This is a genomic window from Burkholderia cepacia (assembly GCF_001718835.1).
GTDB classification, from domain to species: Bacteria; Pseudomonadota; Gammaproteobacteria; order Burkholderiales; family Burkholderiaceae; genus Burkholderia; species Burkholderia cepacia_F.
Window position 1 is genome coordinate 2,563,606 of sequence record NZ_CP013444.1, and the last position, 18,957, is coordinate 2,582,562.

The 18,957-nt window shown below is 68.1% G+C and carries 19 protein-coding genes; 8 read left to right on the forward strand and 11 right to left on the reverse strand.

Annotated features, from left to right (window positions below):
• Positions 1 to 18: 18 nt before the first annotated feature.
• The 4 genes from WT26_RS31255 to WT26_RS31270 form a co-directional block, all read right to left on the reverse strand.
• Entirely contained in the window at positions 19 to 1,365 is a 1,347-nt protein-coding gene (locus WT26_RS31255; RefSeq protein ID WP_069274748.1) for a glutamine synthetase family protein, read from the reverse strand.
• Positions 1,366 to 1,504: 139 nt separating this feature from the next.
• A complete protein-coding gene (locus WT26_RS31260; protein WP_021163465.1) occupies positions 1,505 to 2,062 on the reverse strand; it encodes a helix-turn-helix domain-containing protein in 558 nt (185 codons plus the stop codon).
• Positions 2,063 to 2,078: 16 nt separating this feature from the next.
• Positions 2,079 to 3,368, reverse strand: a complete 1,290-nt coding sequence (locus tag WT26_RS31265) for an NAD(P)/FAD-dependent oxidoreductase (protein WP_069274749.1) — start codon at positions 3,366 to 3,368, stop codon at positions 2,079 to 2,081.
• 138 nt (positions 3,369 to 3,506) lie between these two features.
• Positions 3,507 to 4,742, reverse strand: coding sequence for a peptidoglycan DD-metalloendopeptidase family protein (locus tag WT26_RS31270; RefSeq protein ID WP_069271545.1), 1,236 nt, complete (start codon positions 4,740 to 4,742; stop codon positions 3,507 to 3,509).
• Positions 4,743 to 4,895: 153 nt separating this feature from the next.
• Between WT26_RS31270 and WT26_RS37830 the strand changes: the two genes are divergently transcribed.
• The 3 genes from WT26_RS37830 (at position 4,896) to WT26_RS31280 (ending at position 7,938) form a co-directional block, all read left to right on the forward strand.
• Positions 4,896 to 5,141: a hypothetical protein gene (locus WT26_RS37830; RefSeq protein WP_155123269.1), complete on the forward strand. Its 246-nt coding sequence runs from the start codon at positions 4,896 to 4,898 to the stop codon at positions 5,139 to 5,141.
• A 339-nt stretch (positions 5,142 to 5,480) separates the two neighbouring features.
• The gene (locus WT26_RS31275; RefSeq protein ID WP_230461665.1) at positions 5,481 to 5,735 is read left to right on the forward strand and encodes a hypothetical protein; all 255 of its coding nucleotides are present in this window, start codon (positions 5,481 to 5,483) and stop codon (positions 5,733 to 5,735) included.
• Positions 5,736 to 5,904: 169 nt separating this feature from the next.
• Positions 5,905 to 7,938 (forward strand): hypothetical protein, encoded by a 2,034-nt coding sequence (locus WT26_RS31280; RefSeq protein WP_230461666.1) that lies wholly within the window; start codon positions 5,905 to 5,907, stop codon positions 7,936 to 7,938.
• A gap of 87 nt (positions 7,939 to 8,025) precedes the next feature.
• On the opposite strand, the gene WT26_RS31285 is transcribed toward WT26_RS31280, so the two are convergent.
• Positions 8,026 to 8,424: a LysR substrate-binding domain-containing protein gene (locus tag WT26_RS31285; protein WP_157650993.1), complete on the reverse strand. Its 399-nt coding sequence runs from the start codon at positions 8,422 to 8,424 to the stop codon at positions 8,026 to 8,028.
• Positions 8,425 to 8,592: 168 nt separating this feature from the next.
• Here WT26_RS31285 and WT26_RS31290 point away from each other — a divergent pair, with 168 nt between their 5' ends.
• The 4 genes from WT26_RS31290 to WT26_RS31305 all read left to right on the forward strand — a co-directional run bounded on the left by WT26_RS31290 (position 8,593) and on the right by WT26_RS31305 (position 11,884).
• On the forward strand, positions 8,593 to 10,131 hold the full coding sequence (locus tag WT26_RS31290; RefSeq protein WP_069274750.1) for an FAD-dependent oxidoreductase: 1,539 nt from the start codon (positions 8,593 to 8,595) through the stop codon (positions 10,129 to 10,131).
• 31 nt (positions 10,132 to 10,162) lie between these two features.
• Positions 10,163 to 10,390 carry a DUF2945 domain-containing protein gene (locus tag WT26_RS31295; RefSeq protein ID WP_060198861.1) on the forward strand — a complete coding sequence of 76 codons (228 nt, stop codon included), beginning with the start codon at positions 10,163 to 10,165 and terminating at the stop codon, positions 10,388 to 10,390.
• On the forward strand, positions 10,387 to 10,995 hold the full coding sequence (locus WT26_RS31300) for a DUF488 family protein (protein ID WP_069271548.1): 609 nt from the start codon (positions 10,387 to 10,389) through the stop codon (positions 10,993 to 10,995). The genes WT26_RS31295 and WT26_RS31300 overlap by 4 nt, the downstream gene beginning before the upstream one ends.
• A 151-nt stretch (positions 10,996 to 11,146) precedes the next feature.
• Positions 11,147 to 11,884 carry a sulfite exporter TauE/SafE family protein gene (locus WT26_RS31305; protein ID WP_069274751.1) on the forward strand — a complete coding sequence of 246 codons (738 nt, stop codon included), beginning with the start codon at positions 11,147 to 11,149 and terminating at the stop codon, positions 11,882 to 11,884.
• Between the two features lie 54 nt (positions 11,885 to 11,938).
• Here WT26_RS31305 and WT26_RS31310 read toward each other — a convergent pair whose 3' ends face one another.
• From WT26_RS31310 to WT26_RS31330, 5 genes are all read right to left on the reverse strand, one after another.
• Positions 11,939 to 12,517 carry an NnrU family protein gene (locus WT26_RS31310; protein WP_069274752.1) on the reverse strand — a complete coding sequence of 193 codons (579 nt, stop codon included), beginning with the start codon at positions 12,515 to 12,517 and terminating at the stop codon, positions 11,939 to 11,941.
• Positions 12,518 to 12,628: 111 nt separating this feature from the next.
• Positions 12,629 to 13,033: a TfoX/Sxy family protein gene (locus WT26_RS31315; RefSeq protein ID WP_069275209.1), complete on the reverse strand. Its 405-nt coding sequence runs from the start codon at positions 13,031 to 13,033 to the stop codon at positions 12,629 to 12,631.
• Complete coding sequence (locus WT26_RS31320) at positions 13,030 to 14,139, reverse strand: malate/lactate/ureidoglycolate dehydrogenase (protein ID WP_059663055.1); 1,110 nt, start codon at positions 14,137 to 14,139, stop codon at positions 13,030 to 13,032. Before WT26_RS31320 ends, WT26_RS31315 begins: the two co-directional genes overlap by 4 nt.
• 40 nt (positions 14,140 to 14,179) lie before the next feature.
• The gene (locus tag WT26_RS31325) at positions 14,180 to 15,634 is read right to left on the reverse strand and encodes a M20 family metallopeptidase (protein WP_059525586.1); all 1,455 of its coding nucleotides are present in this window, start codon (positions 15,632 to 15,634) and stop codon (positions 14,180 to 14,182) included.
• Between the two features lie 82 nt (positions 15,635 to 15,716).
• Complete coding sequence (locus WT26_RS31330) at positions 15,717 to 16,850, reverse strand: NAD(P)H-dependent flavin oxidoreductase (protein WP_257786180.1); 1,134 nt, start codon at positions 16,848 to 16,850, stop codon at positions 15,717 to 15,719.
• A 221-nt stretch (positions 16,851 to 17,071) separates the two neighbouring features.
• Here WT26_RS31330 and WT26_RS31335 point away from each other — a divergent pair, with 221 nt between their 5' ends.
• On the forward strand, positions 17,072 to 17,926 hold the full coding sequence (locus WT26_RS31335; RefSeq protein WP_069271551.1) for a DUF1460 domain-containing protein: 855 nt from the start codon (positions 17,072 to 17,074) through the stop codon (positions 17,924 to 17,926).
• A gap of 9 nt (positions 17,927 to 17,935) precedes the next feature.
• On the opposite strand, the gene ftrA is transcribed toward WT26_RS31335, so the two are convergent.
• Entirely contained in the window at positions 17,936 to 18,904 is a 969-nt protein-coding gene (gene ftrA / locus WT26_RS31340; RefSeq protein WP_069274753.1) for a transcriptional regulator FtrA, read from the reverse strand.
• Positions 18,905 to 18,957: the final 53 nt, after the last annotated feature.

The window sequence follows — 18,957 nt, forward strand, 5'->3', positions numbered from 1 at the left end:
CCGATCGTCCGGCCCGCGTCACAGAAACCACCGATACTCCCGCGCGCCGATCTCGTTCATGAAATCGATCTGCTCCTGCCGCTTGTTCTCGCAATACACCATCACGAACTCGCTGCCGAGCCCTTCGCGCACGGCCGGATGATCCTGCATCGCCGCGACGGCCGACAGCATCTCCTTCGGGAAATCGATCCCGCTGCCGCGATCCTCGTTGAGCGGCGCGATCGGCTCCTTGCCTGCGTCGAGCCCGTATTCCATCCCGGTCAGGATCGCCGCGAGCACCAGATACGGATTCGCGTCCGCGCTCGCGAGCCGGTGCTCGATCCGCAGGTTGCGCGCGTCGGACTCGGGAATCCGGATGCACGCATCGCGATCCTCGAAGCCCCAGCTCGCGCGGCTCGCTGCATTCACCATCGATCCGTAACGCCGGAACGCGTTGTGATTCGGTGCGAACACGGGCATGCAGTGCGGCAGCAGCGCAAGGCATCCGGCCACCGCGTGCCGCAGCGGCCGCTGCCCGTCCGCCGCCAGCAGGTTGCGCCCGGCATCGTCGTAGAGGCTCACGTGCACGTGCATCCCGCTGCCCGGCGCATGCAGGTACGGCTTGCCCATGAAGCTCGCGCGATAGCCGTGCTGCAACGCGACGCCGCGCGTGCTGCGGCAGAACAGCGCCGACCAGTCGGCCGCTCGCAACGCATCGTCGGTGTGTCCGAAATTGATCTCGAACTGGCCGGGACCGAGCTCGGCCGTGATCACCGTCGCATCGACGCCCTGCTCGCACGCCGCCTCGACCATCTCGTGCAGCACGTCGGAGAAACGCGACAGGCGCTCGATATGCATGTTCGGCTGATCGTCGCGATCGTCGCTCAGGCGGTCGCGCGGATATTGCGGCATCCCGTCCGCGAGCTGCGCGGCGAACAGGTAGAACTCGAGCTCGAACGCGACGACCGGCCGGATGCCGCGCGCCGCGAAGCGCCGCAGCACGCGCGCGAGCACCTCGCGCGGCTCGAACTCGATCGGCGAATCGGTGCCGTCGGAGCTGATCAGCATCTGCGCGAGCGGCTGCCGCTCCCAGCGCACCGGCTTCAGCGTGCCCGGAATCAGGCGGCGCGGCGCGTCCGGGTCGCCGTCGTTGAAGCAGTAGTCGCCGATCTTGTAGAGGCCGCCCTGCGTGCCGAGCAGCACGCAATTCTGCGGCAGCTTCAGCAACGAGCCCGACGCGACCTTTTCGAGCGCGTCGATCGGATAGCGCTTGCCGTAGAAATGCCCGGGCAGGTCGAGGCAGATCAGGTCGACATAACGGATCTCGGGGTGCGCCTGCCGGAATGCGCGGACCTCACCGACCAGCGCGGAAACGACGTTAGTCATGATTCGTCCCTTCGTTCGAGTGTGACGATGCCGCGTCGCGGCGAATCGGGGCCGAACGGCCTGTGCAGCGCCTCACGTCCCCATCGATCAGTACGTCAAACCATCTGCTTCGAACGCGGCATGCCGCCGCGACGACGACTCAGGTGAATACCCAGATCACGCGCGTCGGCGCGTCGGTCAGGTTGGCATAACGGAAGCGCTTGTGCGCGGGGAGCTGGAATGCGTCGTTCGGGCCGAGCGTGACGGGTGTGTCGTCGCCGTCGATCCAGATCGTCAGTTCTCCTTCGAGCACGAAACCGCCCTGCTCGTCGCTGTCGTCGACGGGCCGCTCGCCGCTGCTCGCGCCCGGCGCGAGATGGCTTTCGAGGATCGAGAAGCGCGAGCGCATGTTCGGCGACACGAGGATGTCGGTAATGCCGGCCGCGTAATACACGGTGCGCCGTTCGTCTGGCCGCGTGACCCAGGGCACGCTGCGCGGCTTGCTCAGGCTGTAGAAATAGGTGGTCGGCACGCCGAGCGCCTCGCCGATCGCGGTGAGGTCCGCGACCGTCGGGCGCGACAGCCCGCGCTCGACCTGCGACAGAAAGCCGACCGAGCGGCCGATCCGTTCCGCGAGATCGTTGAGCGTGACCTTGCGATGCTTGCGCAGGTCGCGGATCAGGATCGCCAGGCTTTCTATCTCTTCCTGTTCGTTCATGGTGGGTTCCGTGCAGTCAAACGGTATCGCGCAGACGGTACCAGGCCTTGCCGATCGCTTCCAGCGGCGCGGCGAGCCGGTCGCCGCCGGGGAATCGCGGGTTGCGGATGCGCTGGTACTGCGCAAGCAGGCGTTCGTCGCCGAGCACGGCGTCGGCCACCGCGCGCGCGCCCGCGAGCGTCGGTAGCACGCCGTGCCCGGAGAAGCCCTGCAGCCAGAAACGCTGCCCGTGGCGGCCGATGTCCGGCGTGCGGCGCATGCTGATGTCGATATGGCCGCCCCACGCGTAATCGAGCGGCACGCCGGCCAGTTGCGGAAACACGCGTTCGAGGTGCGGGCGCGTGGCCGCCGCGATATCGGCCGGAATGCCGCCGAGATACGTGCAGCCGCCGCCGAACAGCAGCCGGTTGTCGGGGCTCAGCCGGAAATAGTCGGGCACGAACTGGTTGTCGATCACGCAACTGTTCCGCGGCAGCAGCGAACGCGCGACGTCGGGCGCGAGCGGCGCGGTCGCGACCTGGTACGTGCCGACCGGCAGCAGCCGGCGCGCGAGGTCGCGATCGAGCCGGTCGACATACGCGTTGCAGGCCAGCACGAGGACGTCCGCGCGCACTTCGCCGGCGGCGGTGCGCGCGACGTAGCCGCCGGCCGTCTCGCTCAGGTCGAGCACACGGCTCTGCTCGAAGATACGGCCGCCCGCGCGCTCGATCGTCCGGGCAAGGCCGAGTGCGAGCTTCAGCGGGTTCAGGTGGCCGGCCTCCGGATCGTAGAGCGCCGCGAGATAGCGCGAGCCGCCGATCCATTCCGGCATGTCGGCCCGCTCGATCACGCGCAGTTGGTCGTAGCCCCAGCGCTCGGCCGCTTCGTCGCGGGCCTGCGCGAGCATCGCGACGCGGCGCGGCCGCACCGCCGCCCACAGGCTGCCGGGCCGATAGTCGATGTCGAAACCGTGCCGCCCGGGCAGTTCCCGCACCTCGGTCGCGGCCCAGCGCATGCTGTCCCACAGCAGGCGCGCGCCGTCGCGGCCGAGCGAATCCTCGAGCGGCTGCATGTCGCACGACCAGCCGAGCAGCGCCTGCCCGCCGTTGCGGCCCGACGCCGCCCACGCGACGCGGCTCGCTTCGAGCATGACGACCCGCTTGCCGGCGAGCGCAAGGCGCAGCGCCGTATGCAGCCCGCTGAACCCCGCGCCGACGACGAGCACGTCGGCGTCGACACGCGACTCCAGCACCGGGCGAACCGGGATCGGCTCCGGGTACGTACCGGCGTAGTAGCTTGCGACGTGACGGTCGGACTGCACGAACATGCGGACTCCCGTGAAATTCCTGTCGAGAAATTTCATGAAAAACTAGCATGACAATTTCACGGGGGCAAGCGTGCGGTTGTCGTGCCCCCTTGCACCGTGGCGGCCGTGCACACCTTCATGCGTGACGGCGCACCCTCGCTAGCTCACGCATTCCGGCACCACCGGGTCGTTGCTGCCCGTGTAGACAAATCCGTCCGATATCCATTGATTCGAGTCGAGCCGATACCAAAGCCGTGTGACGCCCCAGTTGCCCTCCACCGGGTCGCCGTACTTGTAGCAAGCGAGCTGCACGGTGCGGCCGTTCTCGACCGAACCGACAATCGCTGCCGACAAAGAAGGCGCGCTGCGCAGATTCGCCTGACTCGGCGCCTGTACACGCGCACTGACGGGCGGTGACGGGTCGACCGGACCGCCGGAATCTTCGCCCCCGTAGTTGACGAGCCATGCCTGCGGGGAGACGCGCCGCTGATTGCGAACGGCGTATCCGGCGTACGGTTCGGCGCCCGCGAAAAATTGCCAGCCGCCGATCGTGATCCCGTTGATCGGAACGTCATTGCCGTCCTTGCTCAGCGAGAAGTGAACATGCGGCCCCGTCGTTTGTCCGCCGCACGGCAGCCCGTTTCCGACGCTGCCGAGATAATCGCCCTGACGGACCCGCGTGCCGCTATTGAGCGAGGTCAACTGGACCATGTGGTAATAGGTCGTCGCGTATCCGTTGTCGTGAACCAGCTTGACGATTGCACTGCCGTTTCGCTCGCAGCTCTTGTAAAGATAGCCGTCCCGAGCCGCCAGCACGCGACCGTTGCCGCCCGAGAAATCGAGGGAGTTATACGGCCTGCTTTGTCCGGACCAGCCGTGCGCTCCGCCCGTCCAATACCATCCGGCATTCAGTTGCCACGGCAACGCAAGGCCCGGCTGCGGCAATGCCGCCGACCGTGGTGCGAATGAGCGCCTTACCGCCAGGTTTTTCCGTTCGTCGGCAGCGAGCAGCGTTGACGGCGCCGAGTTGAGTAACTCTCCAAACTTGCTGCTGCCCTCGACACCTGCGATCCATCGGCCATTGGCATTGCGCGCAAGGAACAGCTTCGTGACGGGATCGGCGGATTCGTCTTCGCGCAGGATTTGGGTAGCAGCGCCAAATACCCACCCGGAAGCTTCATCCGTTTTCAATACCTCGACCAGGTTGCCGCCCGTCTGGGCCGGCAGCGCCGACTTTCCGCTCGATCGGGATTCAAGCGCCTGCTCGATCGAGCGTTGCAACGACGCCTCGATGGGCGCCGCATGGACGATGTTGACGAGGCAGGCTGCGACGAGCTGAATTCCGATGAGGCATTTGATCGATTTCGATGCATGACGACCGGCGAAATTACGCATATGCAAATTCCCCATATCGATGACCTTCAGATAATCAACAAATTGAAATAAATTTCAGATTCATTCGCTATTGGCGATTGTCTTTTTTGCCACGCATGGCACCGCCAGCCCAACTCTAGCAAACATCATATAAAAGATCATTTTGGAATTTTTTTGCAAAACACCCTCATTGCAATTCCATATTTCCTGAACAATTCACAAATTCTTTTTCCATTCATCTTTCTTGAATTGGACCGCACCGGGGATCATGGAAACCGGCGGGTTCAAGACAACCGTCCGACGCAGGCCGGCTTGACGCTCGGAGCCGGAGCGGTTCGCTGCCCTTCGCCGCTGAACGGCCGCTCCCTTGTTGCAAGGGCGAAACGTCTTTCCGGCGGATCGCCGCGCAATCGATCATGAATGAAACATTTTCAGCCGGTCAGCTTTCATTACGTAACGTTACTTCAACGGAATGAAGGGTTTCCGGCCGTTGGCACATAGTTCGCTTTGCAGATCAACCGGATGCGAACGCATGCCGGGCGGTCATCCCCGCCTGCATGCGCAATCGGTCCGCAGTCGCCCGTTCCCGTCCCTGTTCGTCAGGCCCGATCGCAAGACCTGACCTGCACGGAAGCGCTCGGGTCCGAACGCCGCGGCGTTCGCGGCAACGGCCCGGCCCGACATGCCGGCCCGTCCGCGCCGCCCATCTGATCATTTATGAAACGCGCCGCATGACACCGGCAGCGTCGGGAGGACACCATGCAAACCCTTGGACCGAAACGGCCGTTGCGCTGGCCGGGCGTCGTGCTCTGCGGCGTTTTCTCGGGGCTGGTCGCGGCGGCCGCGCTCGCGCCGCCGAGCGCCTACGCGGACGGCAAGCCCCCACCGCACGGTCACGGCCAGCTCCCGTCCGGAAAGGAAGGCTGGGGCAAGCCGGCCTATCCGCCATCGGGCCCGCATCCGGACGACACCGTCAACAAGTCGACGCCGAAGAATCGGACTTCGAATCAATAACGACAGACGCCACACCTTTCTCGATTGTCGGGGGACTCGTCCGAACCATCGGACACGACGCGTGAGGTTTGACATGAGCGTTTTGCGAACCCTATCCAGCCGGTTCGGGATGCTGTCGCACTGTGCGGCCACTGCAGGACTTCTTGCGGCTGCCGGCGTCTGCCATGCAGTGCCGAGCGATGCCCAGATCGACCTGAAGATCCTGATCGTCGCGAGCCAGCAGGCCGGCAGCTCGCCCGAACTGGCCGCCGCCCAGTCGATCCTCGATCGCGTGGGCATTCCGTACACGGTCTACTCGTACGACACCAGCAACCCGACCCTGCCGCCGCTGGAAAACGGCGACCACGCGCTGTACCAGGGCATCATCATGCCGATCAGCGACTACCGCTACATGAACCCGTTCGCCGGCGGCGCGCTCGCGCAGACGCTCGCGCGCTACCAGTTCAAGTACAACGTGCGGCTCGCGAGCTTCTACACGTGGCCGAGCGACAGCGGCTGCCTGCAGTACGTCAACTACCAGGACACGACCGCGACGCCGCTGTCGTCGACGCTGACGTCGACGGGGCAGAGCCTGTTCCCGTACATGAACGCGGGCACGTCCTCGGGCAACCCGCTGACGATCGCGAACGCATGGACGTATTTCGCATCCCCGGCCAGCCCGCTGCCGACCGGCACGACCGTCACGCCGATCGTGCAGGCCACCGCCCCGGGCAGCACGACCTACCCGATCGGCGCGACCTGCCTGTTCGCGAACACGACGCCGCTGGCCGGCGACAGCACGTCGCGCGAGACGATGTCGCTGATGTTCGACAACAGCCAGTACCTGACGCACTCGATCACGCTGTCCTACGGGATCGCGAACTGGCTCACGCGCGGCCTGTTCCTCGGCAGCCGTCACGTGTACGTCGATCCGCAGGTGGACGACAACGGCATTCCCGACGAAATCTTTCCGTACGCGCAATCCGCGTACACCGGCCTGTGGTACGACGTGAGGACCGGCGCCACGACCAGCACGAACCCGCCCGGCCAGTGCCCGCTCGGTTCGACGAACCCGTCGACCGGCCTCACCGCGTGCGAATACCGGACCACCGGCGCGGACTTCGCCAACGCCGTGACCTGGCAGTCGCTCCTGAACCTGACGACGGCGAACGCGTCCGCGGTCAAGCTCACGCTGGCATTCAACGGCGAAGGCTACAGCACGGCGTATGGCGGCCAGGGCCCCTACCCGCCGGGCGGCATCGATTCGCTGTCGCTGCAGACGGCCTTGCAGCAGGGCAGTTTCAAATGGGTCAGCCACACTTACGACCACGAACTGCTGGATCCGCCGTTTACGACGACCGCTGCGCAAGTCCAGACCGAGATGCAGAACAACGTGAAGGTCTCGAACAGGTTCAGGTTCACGAACTTCAGCAAGTGGACGCTCATCACGCCGGAAATCTCGGGGCTGTACAACCCGACGACGCTCGGCGCGCTCGTCGCGTTCGGCACGCAGGTGCTCGTGTCCGACAGCTCGAAGCCGACGCCGCCCGTCGGCACGGCCGGCTGCCCGACCAACAACAACGGCGTGGCGTGGTCGCTGCCGGCATTCAACGCGGGCAAGTACAACTGCGTGAACCAGGGCATCTTCGAAGTGCCGCGCTATGCGACCGCGCTGTTCTACAACGTGTCGCAGCCGGCGGAATGGGTCGCCGAATACAACTACTTCTATGGCGCGAACGGGATCGACCCGACCCGCTGGGGCTATGACCTCACCTACGCGCAGGTGCTCGACAAGGTGTCCGACCAGCTCGTCGTCTACCTGCTCACGTTCGACAACCGGCCGATGATGTTCCACCAGTCGAACCTGCGCGCGTACAGCGGCACGAGCACGTTGCTGGGCGACCTGCTGAACGCGACGTTCAAGAAGTACAACACGTACTACAAGAACCTGCCGATCCAGAGTCCTTCGCTGCTGACGATCGGCACGCTCGCGAACCAGCGGATGGTGTACAACTCGTCGAACGTCGCGGCGACGCTCACGCCCGGCAAGTCGATCGTCGTCAGCGCGTCGCGCTCCGACGGGCGGTCGGTCGCCGTGCCGGTGACGGGCGTCACGTTCGGCTCGTCGACCGAAACCTACGGCGGGCAGAAGATTTCCAACCTCACGCTGCTGCCGGCAACCGCCTATACGACGCAGATCACGCCGGCGCCGGCGTGGCAGTAATCTGCCGCCCCTGCTGCGAGCACGCGACCCGCGAAAGCGCTTCACAGGGTGGACGCCCGCCGCAAGGCGGGCGTTTCGCTTGACTTGCTACTGGCCCGATCGCGCGACGTGTAGCGTGCCCGCCGCGTCCGTCAGATGATCGATAAACGCCCGCACCGTTGCCGGCAGGTGCCTGCGCTGCGGATAAGCGGCATACAGCTCCAGCGGCGCGGCCGGCTTGTCGAGCGCGATCGGCACCAGCTCGCCGCGCTCGATCAGGCCGCGGCACGCGGCCTCGACGACGATCGCAAAGCCGACGCCGCGCAGCGCGGCCGCCACCGCAAGCGTGCCGCTGTCGACACGCAGCCGCTCCTGCACACGCAGCGTGATCACGCGCCCGCCCGCGCCCAGGAAACGCCATGGCCTGCCATCCAGCGCGCCGACGGTCGTGATGCACGGCCTATCTCCGGCTGCTGCGCACCGGGCGCGCGTGAACGAACACCGCAACGGTATGCGCCGTGATGCACTACGGCATCACCGATAGGGAAAATCGGCTTCCCGCGCCTGGGTCTCGAACGGGTCTCGAACACCCCGCCCCGCTTCGTGACTGTGTCTTTCCCGCCGCGGAATCGAGGTTGATAATGTTGGAGTTCCCGACCCGAGAGGAGCGCAGCCATGACCGAACACGCTTCGTCACCCGGCGATCCCGATCTCGCTCAAGGCGTGCCGCTGGCCGATATTCCGGACGGCGGCATGGTGGCAGGCCACGTCGGCGATGAGCCGGTCCTGCTCGTGCGCCGCGCAGGCACGTGCTTTGCAGTCGGCGCGACCTGCACGCATTACGGCGCGCCGCTCGCCGACGGCCTGCTGGAGGGCGACACGATCCACTGCCCATGGCATCACGCGTGCTTCAGCGTCCGCACCGGCGAGGTGCTCGGCGCGCCGGCGCTGACCGACCTGACATGCCGGCGCGTCGAGCAGCAAGGCGACAAGGTCTTCGTGCGCGACGCGCAGCCGGCAGCGAAGGCGCCGATCTCGTCGGCAACGTCGTCGGCGGCGCACCCCGAATCGGTGGTGATCGTCGGCGGCGGCGCGGCCGGTAACGCGGCGGCCAGCACGTTGCGGCGGCAAGGGTATCAGGGCCCCATTACGCTGCTGAGCGCCGATCGCGCGATGCCGTACGACCGGCCGAACCTGTCGAAAGACTATCTCGCCGGCACGGCCGACGCCGACTGGCTGCCGCTGCATCCTCCGACGTTCTACGCGGATCACGACATCTCGATGCACTGCGGCATGCGCGCGGTCAGTCTCGAGCCCGGCCGGAAAACCCTCTCCTTGTCGGACGGCAGTCAGCTCGAGTACGGCGCGTTGCTGCTCGCCACCGGCGCCGAACCGGTGCACCTCACGGTCCCCGGCGCCACGCTGGCGCACGTCGCGGTGCTCCGCACGCTGGCCGACTGCAATGCGCTGATCGCGCAGCTTGGCGCCGCACGCCGCTGCGTCGTGGTCGGCGCGAGCTTCATCGGGCTCGAAGCGGCCGCCGCGTTGCGCACGCGCGGGCTCGACGTGCAGGTCGTCGCGCCCGATGCGCATCCGATGGCGCGCGTGCTCGGCGAAGCGCTCGGCGACATGGTCCGGGCGCTGCATGAAGCGCACGGCGTCGTGTTTCATCTGGGGGCGACGGTCGCCGCGATCGAAGTGGATCGCGTGACCTTGTCGACCGGTGTCGCGCTGCCCGCCGATCTGGTCGTGGCCGGAATCGGCGTGCGCCCCGACCTCGCGCTCGCCGAGGACGCCGGCCTCGCGACGGATCGCGGCGTGACGGTCGACGCGTTCCTGCAGACGAGCGCGCCGGACGTCTACGCGGCCGGCGACATCGCACGCTGGCCCGATCCGCTGACGGGCGAGCGCATTCGCGTCGAGCACTGGGTCGTCGCCGAGCGGCAGGGCGCGACGGCCGCGCGCAACATCCTCGGCGAGCGGCAGCGCTTCGCGGCGGTGCCGTTCTTCTGGAGCCAGCATTACGACGTCGCGATCAACTACGTCGGCCACGCGGCGCAATGGGATCGCGTCGACGTCGACGGCGATCCGGCCGCGCACGACTGCACGGTCACCTACTGGCGCGACGGCAAGCAGCTTGCGGTCGCCACCGTCGGGCGCGACCGGGCGAGTCTCGAGGCGGAAGCCGCGTTCGAGCAGGCGACGCCGGCATGATCGCGAACCGGACGACAGGAGGACGCTCACGATGGCGACGACGTTCAAACTGGGGGACCGGGTCCGCTGGAATTCCGAGGCCGGTCGCGTGACGGGCAGGATCGTCGCGATCCATACGCAGGATTTCGATTACAAGGGGCATCGGCATCATGCGTCGCCGGACGATCCGCAATACGAAATAAAAAGCGACCGGACCGATCACGTCGCCGCGCATCGGGGCCGCGTGCTCACGCTCATCGCCGGCGAGGACGACGCATGAAGCTCCCGTTCTTCACGGTCGGCCATTCCGACCGCTCGCTCGAAGCCTTCATCGGCCTGCTGAACGACGCCGACATCGCGCTGCTCGCGGACGTCAGGAAGATGCCGAGGTCGCGCACCAATCCGCAGTTCAACGAAGCGACGCTGCCGGTCGCGCTGGCGCCGTTCGACATCGCCTATGAGCACGTCGCCGCGCTCGGCGGCCTGCGCGGCCCGTCGCGGGCCGTGCCGGACGACGTCAACGGCTTCTGGACCGACGACAGCTTCCATCGCTACGCCGATTACGCGCTGTCCGCGGCATTTCGCGCGGGCCTCGATCACCTGGTCGAACAAGGGCGTCGGCGGCGCTGCGCCGTAATGTGCGCGGAAGCCGTGTGGTGGCGCTGTCATCGGCGCATCGTCGCCGACTACCTGATCGCGCGCGGCGAGACGGTCTTCCACATCATCGGGCCGAACCGCGTCGAGCCTGCACGCCTCACGCCGGGCGCCGCCGTTCAACCGGACGGAACGATCGTCTATCCGCGCACCGATGCCGACGCCGATGCCAACGCCGATGCCAACGCCGACATCGGGGCGCCGGACGCGGGCTCGCGCCGAACCGAATGAACCCGGCGCGCGCCCGGCCGCACGACGCGCGCGCGAACCCGCCGCAGCCGGGCCTTCCGGCGTCCGCGATCCTGCATTACCATCTCGCGTCCGCCTCGCCCGGCCGCGCATCGCGCGCCGACACCCAGGCCAACCTTCCGCTCCCGCATCGATGCTCACGCTCGTCATCCTCGCCGGCCTGTGGGCCGGACTGCAGAACACCCTCGCGGGCGGCGGCTCGTTCGTCACGCTGCCCGCGCTGATCGTGTCGGGCATGTCGCCGCTCTCGGCGAACATCACGTCGACGGTCGCGCTGTTTCCCGCGCAGGTCACGACCGGCTGGGCGAGCCGCCATCATGTGCGCGGCGCGGGCCAGTTGCCGTTTCGCGCGCTGTTCCTGATCAGCGTGGTCGGCGGCGCGCTCGGCGGGCTGCTGCTGCTGAAGACGCCTTCGTCGATCTTCTCGCGCCTCGTGCCGTGGCTCGTGCTGTTCGCGACGATCGTATTCGCGTGGGGCAGCTTCTTCCGCAAGCCGAGCGAGGAGACGGTCCATCTCGGCCCCGTCACGACCGCCGTCGCGCAGTTCGCGATCGCGGTCTACGGCGGCTACTTCGGCGGTGGGCTCGGCTTCCTGATGATGGCCGTGCTGACGATGGCCGGCCTGTCGCCGCGTCACGCGATGTCGACGAAAAACGCGCTCGCGGGCGTGATGAACGCATCGGCCGTCGTGCTGTTCCTGACGTCGCCGCACCTGCACTGGGGCAAGGCGCTCGCGCTCGGCGGCGGCGCGATCGTCGGCGGGCTGCTCGGCACGTGGGCGCTGCATCGCGTGAACGAACGCATGCTGCGGATCGGGATCGTCTGCATCGGCGCATTGCTGACCATCGGGCTGTTCGTCAGGCCGCTGTGACGGCCGCTGGTGCGACATACGCAGCGCCCGCCGCGTACGCCGCGCTCCGCCCGTTCAGCCGAACGGCCGCACCCCGATCAGCCAGCCGTGCAGGAACAGCGCGAACACGGCCCACGCCACGAGCCCGACGGCAAGGGTGACCACGTTGCGGGACGTGTTGCCCGCCGGATAGCGAACGCCTTCGCGGCGGTCGCGCGCACGCGATGCCAGGAAGTCGGCCAGCGACCACGCGAAGAAGGCGCCGAACAGCACGACGGCGTGCAGCGTGCCGTTCGCGAGCAGGTGCGCGATCGCCCATACCGCCACGCCGGCCACCATCGGATGGCCGACGAGCGTCTTGATGCGGTTGCCGGGCACGTAGGAGGCGGCGATCAGCACGAATGCGATCGCGGTCAGCATGCCGGTGAGGTGGCGCACACCGACCGGCGGCGCCCACAGGAAGCTGGCGTCGGCTCGTGCGAGCCCGTAACCCCAGACGATCAGCACGAAGCCGATGATCGATGCGATCGAATAGGGGCCCTTCCAGCCTTTCTCGCCGATTCGCTCGATCGTCGCCGACCGCCAGCCGTCCGCGACGATCCGGATCGAGTGCACACCGAGGAAGATCGCTAAACCGAGAATCAGGACGAGCATCGGTTGTCTCCGTCTGGACGTGAGTGGGGAAGCGTGCGCCAGGACAAACGCGCCGATCATAAACGCCGGGGCCGCCGTTGTGAAGCATGCGCGCTGCGGCAAGCCGACGCCCTAAGCGGGCGCGCAGAAAACTTGACGCGCGCGTGACGCCGCCCCGCGCTTCGTCTTGCGCTTCGGCGGCCTCGCCAGCAGCGCCGCGCGATACGCACTGCGGCACCAGTCGAACAGCGCACCCGCATCCTCGAGCACGTCGGCCGGCGTTTCGTAGTAGCCCTCGAGATTGACGGTGCGCGTGCGTCCCGAATAGGAAAACGGCCCCATCCCCGCCGCGACGAACGCCGGACGGTTCACGTCGTCGACACGCAGGAACAGCGACCCGCGCGACATGAAGCCGAACATCACGCCATCGAGCCGCATCGCCGCCCCGCTGAAGAACCGCGCGACCTCGACCTTGCCGAGCGGCGCGAGCTGATACGCGATCTCCTCGCCGTGCGCCTTCTCCGACTGCCAGCTCATGCGCGCTCCGTGCAGCGTTGCGTCCACGTATCGAGCGCCGCGTCGTCGAAGCCGACCGCGGCCGCGCTTGCGCGAATCTGCCGCCACGTCGCCCGGTCGACCGGAATGCCGCCGGCCCCGCGCGCCGCGCGGCTCGCCTCTTCCGGTTCGCCGGGCACCTGCACCGGCGCATCCCCGGCCCGCGGCGATGCCTTGGCCCATGCGACGAACGCATCGGCTTCACGCTCGGCATCGGCCGCATCGAATGCCTTCGGGTCGATCAGCACCGACAGCATCCCGTTGACGATCGCGCTCGTCTTCTGCAGCGTGTCGCCGTAGGTCGTATGCCCGCCGACGAGCGCACCGCCGAATATCTCGCACATCGCCGCCAGCGCGTACCCCTTGTGCAGCCCGAACGGCAGCAGCGCACCGAACGGCTGTTCGTGCATCACGGCCGGATCGTCGGTCGGCTGGCCGCGATGGTCGATCAGCGACCCGGCCGGCACGCGCTTGCCCTGGTTGTACGCGACGCGCGTCTTGCCGTACGCGATCGCGCTCGTCGCAAAATCGAGCAGCAGCGGCGGCCTGCCCGCACGCGGATACGCGGCGCAGAACGGGTTCGTGCCGAAACGCGGATCGGTGCCGTGCAGCGGCGCGACCAGCAGGTCGCCCGGCACGTTGACGAAATGGAACGACACGAGGCCCGAGCGAGCGCACTGCTCGGCCCAGTGCCCGATGCGTCCGAGATGATGCACGTCGCGCAGCCCGATCGCGCAGATACCCATGCGCCGCGCACGCTCGATCCCTTCGACCATCGCCTCGAACGCGATCACCTGGCCGAAGCCGCGCCCGCCGTCGATCGTCAGCACCGCGCCGCCGTCGCGGACGATCGACGCGTGCCCGTTCAGCTGCAACTGCCCTTCCCGCCACGACGCGACGTAGTTCGGGATCATCCCGATCCCGTGCGAATCGTGGCCCGCGAGATTCGCGCCGACCAGGTGATCGGCGACGAGCCTCGCCTCCCGCTCGCTGCTGCCGGCCCGTTCCCAGAGTGCCGCGACGAATGCATGCAGCGGTTCGGCGCGCATGCGCAGCGGTTCGGTATCGGGCGTCGGCAGGGCGGTCATCGGCAAGGTTCCGTCAGGTCGGGTCGGGCAGTCGTGGCGCTCAGCGCGCGGTCGCGATCACGTCCGCGACCGCCGCCGTCAGCTTCTTCGCGTACGGCACGTGCAGGAACTCGTTCGGGCCGTGTGCGTTCGACTTCGGCCCGAGCACGCCGCACACCATGAACTGGGCGGACGGGAAACCTTCCTGCAGCACGTTCATCAGCGGGATCGTGCCGCCGAGGCCCATGTACGCGCAATCGGCGCCGAAGTGGCGACGCGACGCGGCATCGAGCGACGACGCGAGCCACGGCGCGAGGTCCGGCGCGCTCCAGCCCGTCGCGGCACCCGCGTCCGGCTTGAACGTGACCTTCGCGTTGTACGGCGGGTCGAGTTCGAGCAGTTCCTTCAGTTGCTGCACGGCCTGCGCGGCGTCGACGAGCGGCGGCAGGCGCAGCGACAGCTTGAACGCGGTGCGCGGACGCAGCACGTTGCCCGCATCCGCGAGCGCCGGCATGCCGGCCGCGCCGGTCACCGACAGCGACGGGCGCCACGTCGAATTCAGCAGCGCCTCGCGCGGATCGGTCGTGGTCGGCAGCACCGGCTTGCCGTCCGCGCCGCAGGCCCACGGCAGCCCCTTCCACACGGCGTCGCCGAGAATCTCGGCGGCCGCGGCCGCTTCGCGCACGCGGCTGTCGGGAATCTCGCAATGGAACACGCCCGGCAGCAGGTTGCCGTTCTTCGCATCTTCCAGGCGCTCGAACAGCTGGCGCATCACGCGGAAGCTCGACGGCGCGATGCCGCCGAACACGCCCGAATGCACGCCTTCCTCGAGCACCTCGACCTGCAGGTCGCCGGACACCAGCCCGCGCAGCGACGTGGTGAGCCACATCTGGTCGTAGTTGCCGGCGCCCGAATCGAGGCACACGACGAGCGACACCTGGCCGAGCCGGTCGCGCAGCGCGTCGACGTACGGCAGCAGGTCGTAGCTGCCCGACTCCTCGCAGGTCTCGATCAGGCCGACGCAACGCGGCCGCTCGATGCCCTGCTCGTCGAGCGCGCCGAGCGCGGCGAGGCTCGCGTAGATCGCGTAGCCGTCGTCCGCGCCACCGCGGCCGTACAGCTTGCCGTTCTCGTACTTCGGCGTCCACGGGCCGAGGTCCGCGCGCCAGCCGTCGAACTCGGGCTGCTTGTCGAGGTGGCCGTACAGCAGGATCGTGTCGGTGCTGCCCGAGCGCGTGGCGGGCGATTCGAAGAAGATCACCGGCGTGCGGCCCGGCAGGCGCACGATTTCGAGCTTCAGGCCCTTCACAGGCTGGCGCTCGGCCCACTGCGCGGCATCGGTGACGACGCGCTCGAGATAACCGCGCTTCGCCCAGTCGGGGTCGAATGCAGGGCTCTTCGCCGGGATCGCGATGTAGTCGGTCAGTGCGTGGAGGATTTCATCGTTCCACTTGCGCTCGATGAAGGTAACGAGCTTGTCATGGTCGAGGACGGGGGTAGTGTCGACGGAGGTCATGGTGTGGGGGTGCCTGGATCGGGCTGACGAAAACCCAGATGATACGCCGATGCTCCCGCGCCGGCGCCCCCTTCCCGGTCGATCAGAGCGCCTGCGGAAACGCGTCGCGCAGCCCCGCCGCGCATGCCAGCGCATCGCGCCAAAGGCGCTGCGTCAGTTCGCCCGCATCCTCCTCACGCGCGAGCGCCGCGGCCTCGCCCGACCACAGCACCGAGAAGTCGTCGCGGCCCTGCCGCTCGAACGCGCCGCGCAGCGGATCGACCGCGGCCGTCGCAAGCGGAAACGCCGGCGCGAGCGCGCTCATCGGCCCCTGTTCGCGCATGAAGCGCGTCAGCAGTCCGCGCGCGGGTCGGCCCGTGTACAGGTTGGTCATGCGCGTGCCGTCGTCGCGCGCGGCGCGCACTGCCGCGCGATGCTGCGCCGAGCGGCCGGCCTGCGGCGTCAGCAGGTAACCGGTGCCGATCTGCACCGCGCGCGCGCCGAGCGCGAACGCGGCCGCGATGCCGCGCCCGTCGGCGATCGCGCCGGCGGCGATCACCGGCGCACGCACCGCGTCGACGATCTGCGGCAGCAACGCGAACAGGCCCGGCTGCGCGTGGATGTCGTCGGTCAGGAACATGCCGCGATGGCCGCCGGCCTCCGCGCCCTGCGCGACGATCGCGTCGACGCCGCGCGCATCCAGCCAGCGCGCTTCCTCGACGGTCGTCGCGGACGAGACGACCTGCGCGCCCGTGCGCCGCACGCGATCGAGCAGCGGATCGTCCGGTAGCCCGAAGTGAAAGCTCACGACGGCCGGCCGCAACGCCTCGACGACCGCGCACATCGCATCGTCGAACGGCGCGCGCCCGAGCCCGCCCTTCCCGGTCGACGGATCGAGTCCGGCCTCCGCGTAGTAGCCGGCGAGCGCCGCGCGCCAGCGCGCGTCGACCGCGGCATCGGGCGCCGGCGGCGTATGGCAGAAGAAGTTCACGTTGAACGGTGCGGGCGTGCGCGCGCGGATCGCCGCGATCTCGTCGCGCAGTTGCTGCGGGCCGAGTGCCGCGCAGGCGAGCGAGCCGAGCCCGCCGGCCTCGCATACGGCGATCGCGAGCGGGCTCAGCGAACCGACCATCGGGGCCTGGATCAGCGGCAAACGGGAAGGCAGCGGGGAAGGCAGCGGTGCGCCGAGCGCCGTGCGCGTGTCGTGGCCGGAAGCAGCGGAATCGACGATGTTCATGGGTGAAACCGGAATCGCGGTCAAGGAACGCACGATGATACGCCGGGGGGCAAATCGGCGCTGGCGGGTTTGCGCAGCCCGCAAAGCCGGCGCGGCACTCGGGAAAATTCAGATTTCGTTGAGATTTCTTGCGGCTCGTTCGTCCATTCAATATCGTGCAGCGCCGGCCGCATCCGGCGACCGCTCCCGTTGAACCGCATTTTTTCGGAACGAACCCGCTCATGGCGATTGAAAAGACTCTCGGAAAACTGGCGCCGCTCGTGCTCGCCCTGGCCTTGGCCGGCTGCGGCGGTGACACGTCCGTCTCATCCTTGCCGCAACCGGATGAAACGACGACGCAGCAACAAGCCGCGCTGGCGAACCTGAACGAAGCGACCTCCGGCAAGCTGGACGCGTTGCTGGCGATACGCGCGGCGCATCGGGACGGCGATGCCGGCCGGCTCGTCGAAGCGCTATCCCGCGAATTCATTGGCATACCTTATCGCGACGGCATGCTCGAGGGATCGGCAACCACGCCGGAACGCCTGGTGATCGACTTCAGCGGACTCGATTGCTTCACCTATCTCGACTATGTCGAGGCCGCGAGGACGGCGACGACGCGAACCGATTACGCGAGCCGGCTCGTGCGCACGCGCTACGTGAACGGCGACATCGGCTTCGGGCAGCGCCGTCATTTCTTCACCGACTGGGCCGCCCGGCCGCAGGTGCTGGCCGACGACGTGACCGCGTCGATCAGCGCTCGCGCCGCCACGGTCACGAAGCAGCTCAACCGGAAAGCCGACGGCGGCGCGTATCTGCCGGGATTGCCGGTCGTCCAGCGCGACGTCGTGCATATCCCGGGCGAGTTCGTCGACGACTACGTCGTCAGCCGGCTTCGGACCGGCGACTTCATCGGCATCTACGCGAAGGCGGACGGCCTCGACGTCACGCACGTCGGCTTCTTCGTCGAAACGCGCGACGGGCCGATGCTGCGCAATGCGTCGTCGAAAAAGGCCAACATGAAAGTCGTCGATTCGCCGTTTCTCGAATACGTGAGGAACACGCCGGGCATCGTGGTGCTGCGGCCGCGCGCGTGAGCGACGGCGTCAGCGCGCCGTCACGCCACGATCCATCCCGCGCCGGTACGCGGCCGGGCTCGTCGCCGCGACGCGCCGGAAATGCCGGCGCAGCGACTCTTCGGAACCGAACCCCGCACGCGCGGCCACCTGCGCGAGCGACAGCGCGGGATGCGCTTCGAGCATGTCCTTCGCGACGTTCACGCGTTCGCGGATCAGCCATGCGAGCGGCGACATCCCCGTCGCGTCCGCGAACTGTCGCTGCAGCGTGCGCGTGCTCATCGCGGCCTGCGCGGCGAGCGACGCGAGCGTGTGCGGCTCGGCCGCGTGCGCGCGCATCCAGTCGATCAGCTTCGCGAGCCGGTCGGTGCCGCCCGGCGCGACCGGGCGCGGCACGAACTGCGCCTGGCCGCCGTCGCGATGCGGCGGCAGCACGAGGCGCTGCGCGACCCGGTTCGCGATCGCGCCGCCGTGATCGCGGCGCACGAGATGCAGCAGCATGTCGAGCCCCGCCGCCGATCCGGCCGACGTGACGACCTGCCCTTCGTCGACGTAAAGCGCATCGGGGTTCACGCGCAGCGCGGGATAGCGCGCCTGCAGTTTCTCCGCATAGCGCCAGTGGGTCGTCACCGTGAGGCCGTCGAGCACGCCGGCCGCGGCCAGCACGAACACGCCCGAGCAGATCGAGCAAAGCCGTGCGCCACGGCGATGCGCGGCCCGCAGTTTCTTCAGCAACGGCGCCGGCGGCGGTTCGTCCGGATCGCGCCAGCCGGGAATCACGATGGTATCGGCGCGATCGAGCGTCGCGAGCCGATACGGCGCGGCGACCGTGATGCCGCCCGCCGCGCGCACGGGCCCCGGCTCGCTCGCGCAGACCGCGAAGCGATACCAGTCGACGCCGAGTTCGGGACGTTCGAGCGCGAACAGTTCGACCACGCAGCCGAATTCGAAGGTGCAGAGGCGATCGTAGGCGAGCGCGACGACGAGATGATTTTTCATGGCGCGATGTTACCGGAACTTGTCGATCGCGCCACTGCCGCGACGGCCGCCGA

What these genes read in the sequence shown, in the direction of transcription:
- WT26_RS31255 (WP_069274748.1), bottom strand. Translation starts at nt 1,365, where the DNA reads ATGACTAACGTCGTTTCCGCGCTGGTCGGTGAGGTCCGCGCATTCCGG.
- WT26_RS31260 (WP_021163465.1), bottom strand. Translation starts at nt 2,062, where the DNA reads ATGAACGAACAGGAAGAGATAGAAAGCCTGGCGATCCTGATCCGCGAC.
- WT26_RS31265 (WP_069274749.1), bottom strand. Translation starts at nt 3,368, where the DNA reads ATGTTCGTGCAGTCCGACCGTCACGTCGCAAGCTACTACGCCGGTACG.
- WT26_RS31270 (WP_069271545.1), bottom strand. Translation starts at nt 4,742, where the DNA reads ATGCGTAATTTCGCCGGTCGTCATGCATCGAAATCGATCAAATGCCTC.
- WT26_RS31275 (WP_230461665.1), top strand. Translation starts at nt 5,481, where the DNA reads ATGCAAACCCTTGGACCGAAACGGCCGTTGCGCTGGCCGGGCGTCGTG.
- WT26_RS31290 (WP_069274750.1), top strand. Translation starts at nt 8,593, where the DNA reads ATGACCGAACACGCTTCGTCACCCGGCGATCCCGATCTCGCTCAAGGC.
- WT26_RS31295 (WP_060198861.1), top strand. Translation starts at nt 10,163, where the DNA reads ATGGCGACGACGTTCAAACTGGGGGACCGGGTCCGCTGGAATTCCGAG.
- WT26_RS31300 (WP_069271548.1), top strand. Translation starts at nt 10,387, where the DNA reads ATGAAGCTCCCGTTCTTCACGGTCGGCCATTCCGACCGCTCGCTCGAA.
- WT26_RS31305 (WP_069274751.1), top strand. Translation starts at nt 11,147, where the DNA reads ATGCTCACGCTCGTCATCCTCGCCGGCCTGTGGGCCGGACTGCAGAAC.
- WT26_RS31310 (WP_069274752.1), bottom strand. Translation starts at nt 12,517, where the DNA reads ATGCTCGTCCTGATTCTCGGTTTAGCGATCTTCCTCGGTGTGCACTCG.
- WT26_RS31315 (WP_069275209.1), bottom strand. Translation starts at nt 13,033, where the DNA reads ATGAGCTGGCAGTCGGAGAAGGCGCACGGCGAGGAGATCGCGTATCAG.
- WT26_RS31320 (WP_059663055.1), bottom strand. Translation starts at nt 14,139, where the DNA reads ATGACCGCCCTGCCGACGCCCGATACCGAACCGCTGCGCATGCGCGCC.
- WT26_RS31325 (WP_059525586.1), bottom strand. Translation starts at nt 15,634, where the DNA reads ATGACCTCCGTCGACACTACCCCCGTCCTCGACCATGACAAGCTCGTT.
- WT26_RS31330 (WP_257786180.1), bottom strand. Translation starts at nt 16,850, where the DNA reads ATGAACATCGTCGATTCCGCTGCTTCCGGCCACGACACGCGCACGGCG.
- WT26_RS31335 (WP_069271551.1), top strand. Translation starts at nt 17,072, where the DNA reads ATGGCGATTGAAAAGACTCTCGGAAAACTGGCGCCGCTCGTGCTCGCC.
- ftrA (WP_069274753.1), bottom strand. Translation starts at nt 18,904, where the DNA reads ATGAAAAATCATCTCGTCGTCGCGCTCGCCTACGATCGCCTCTGCACC.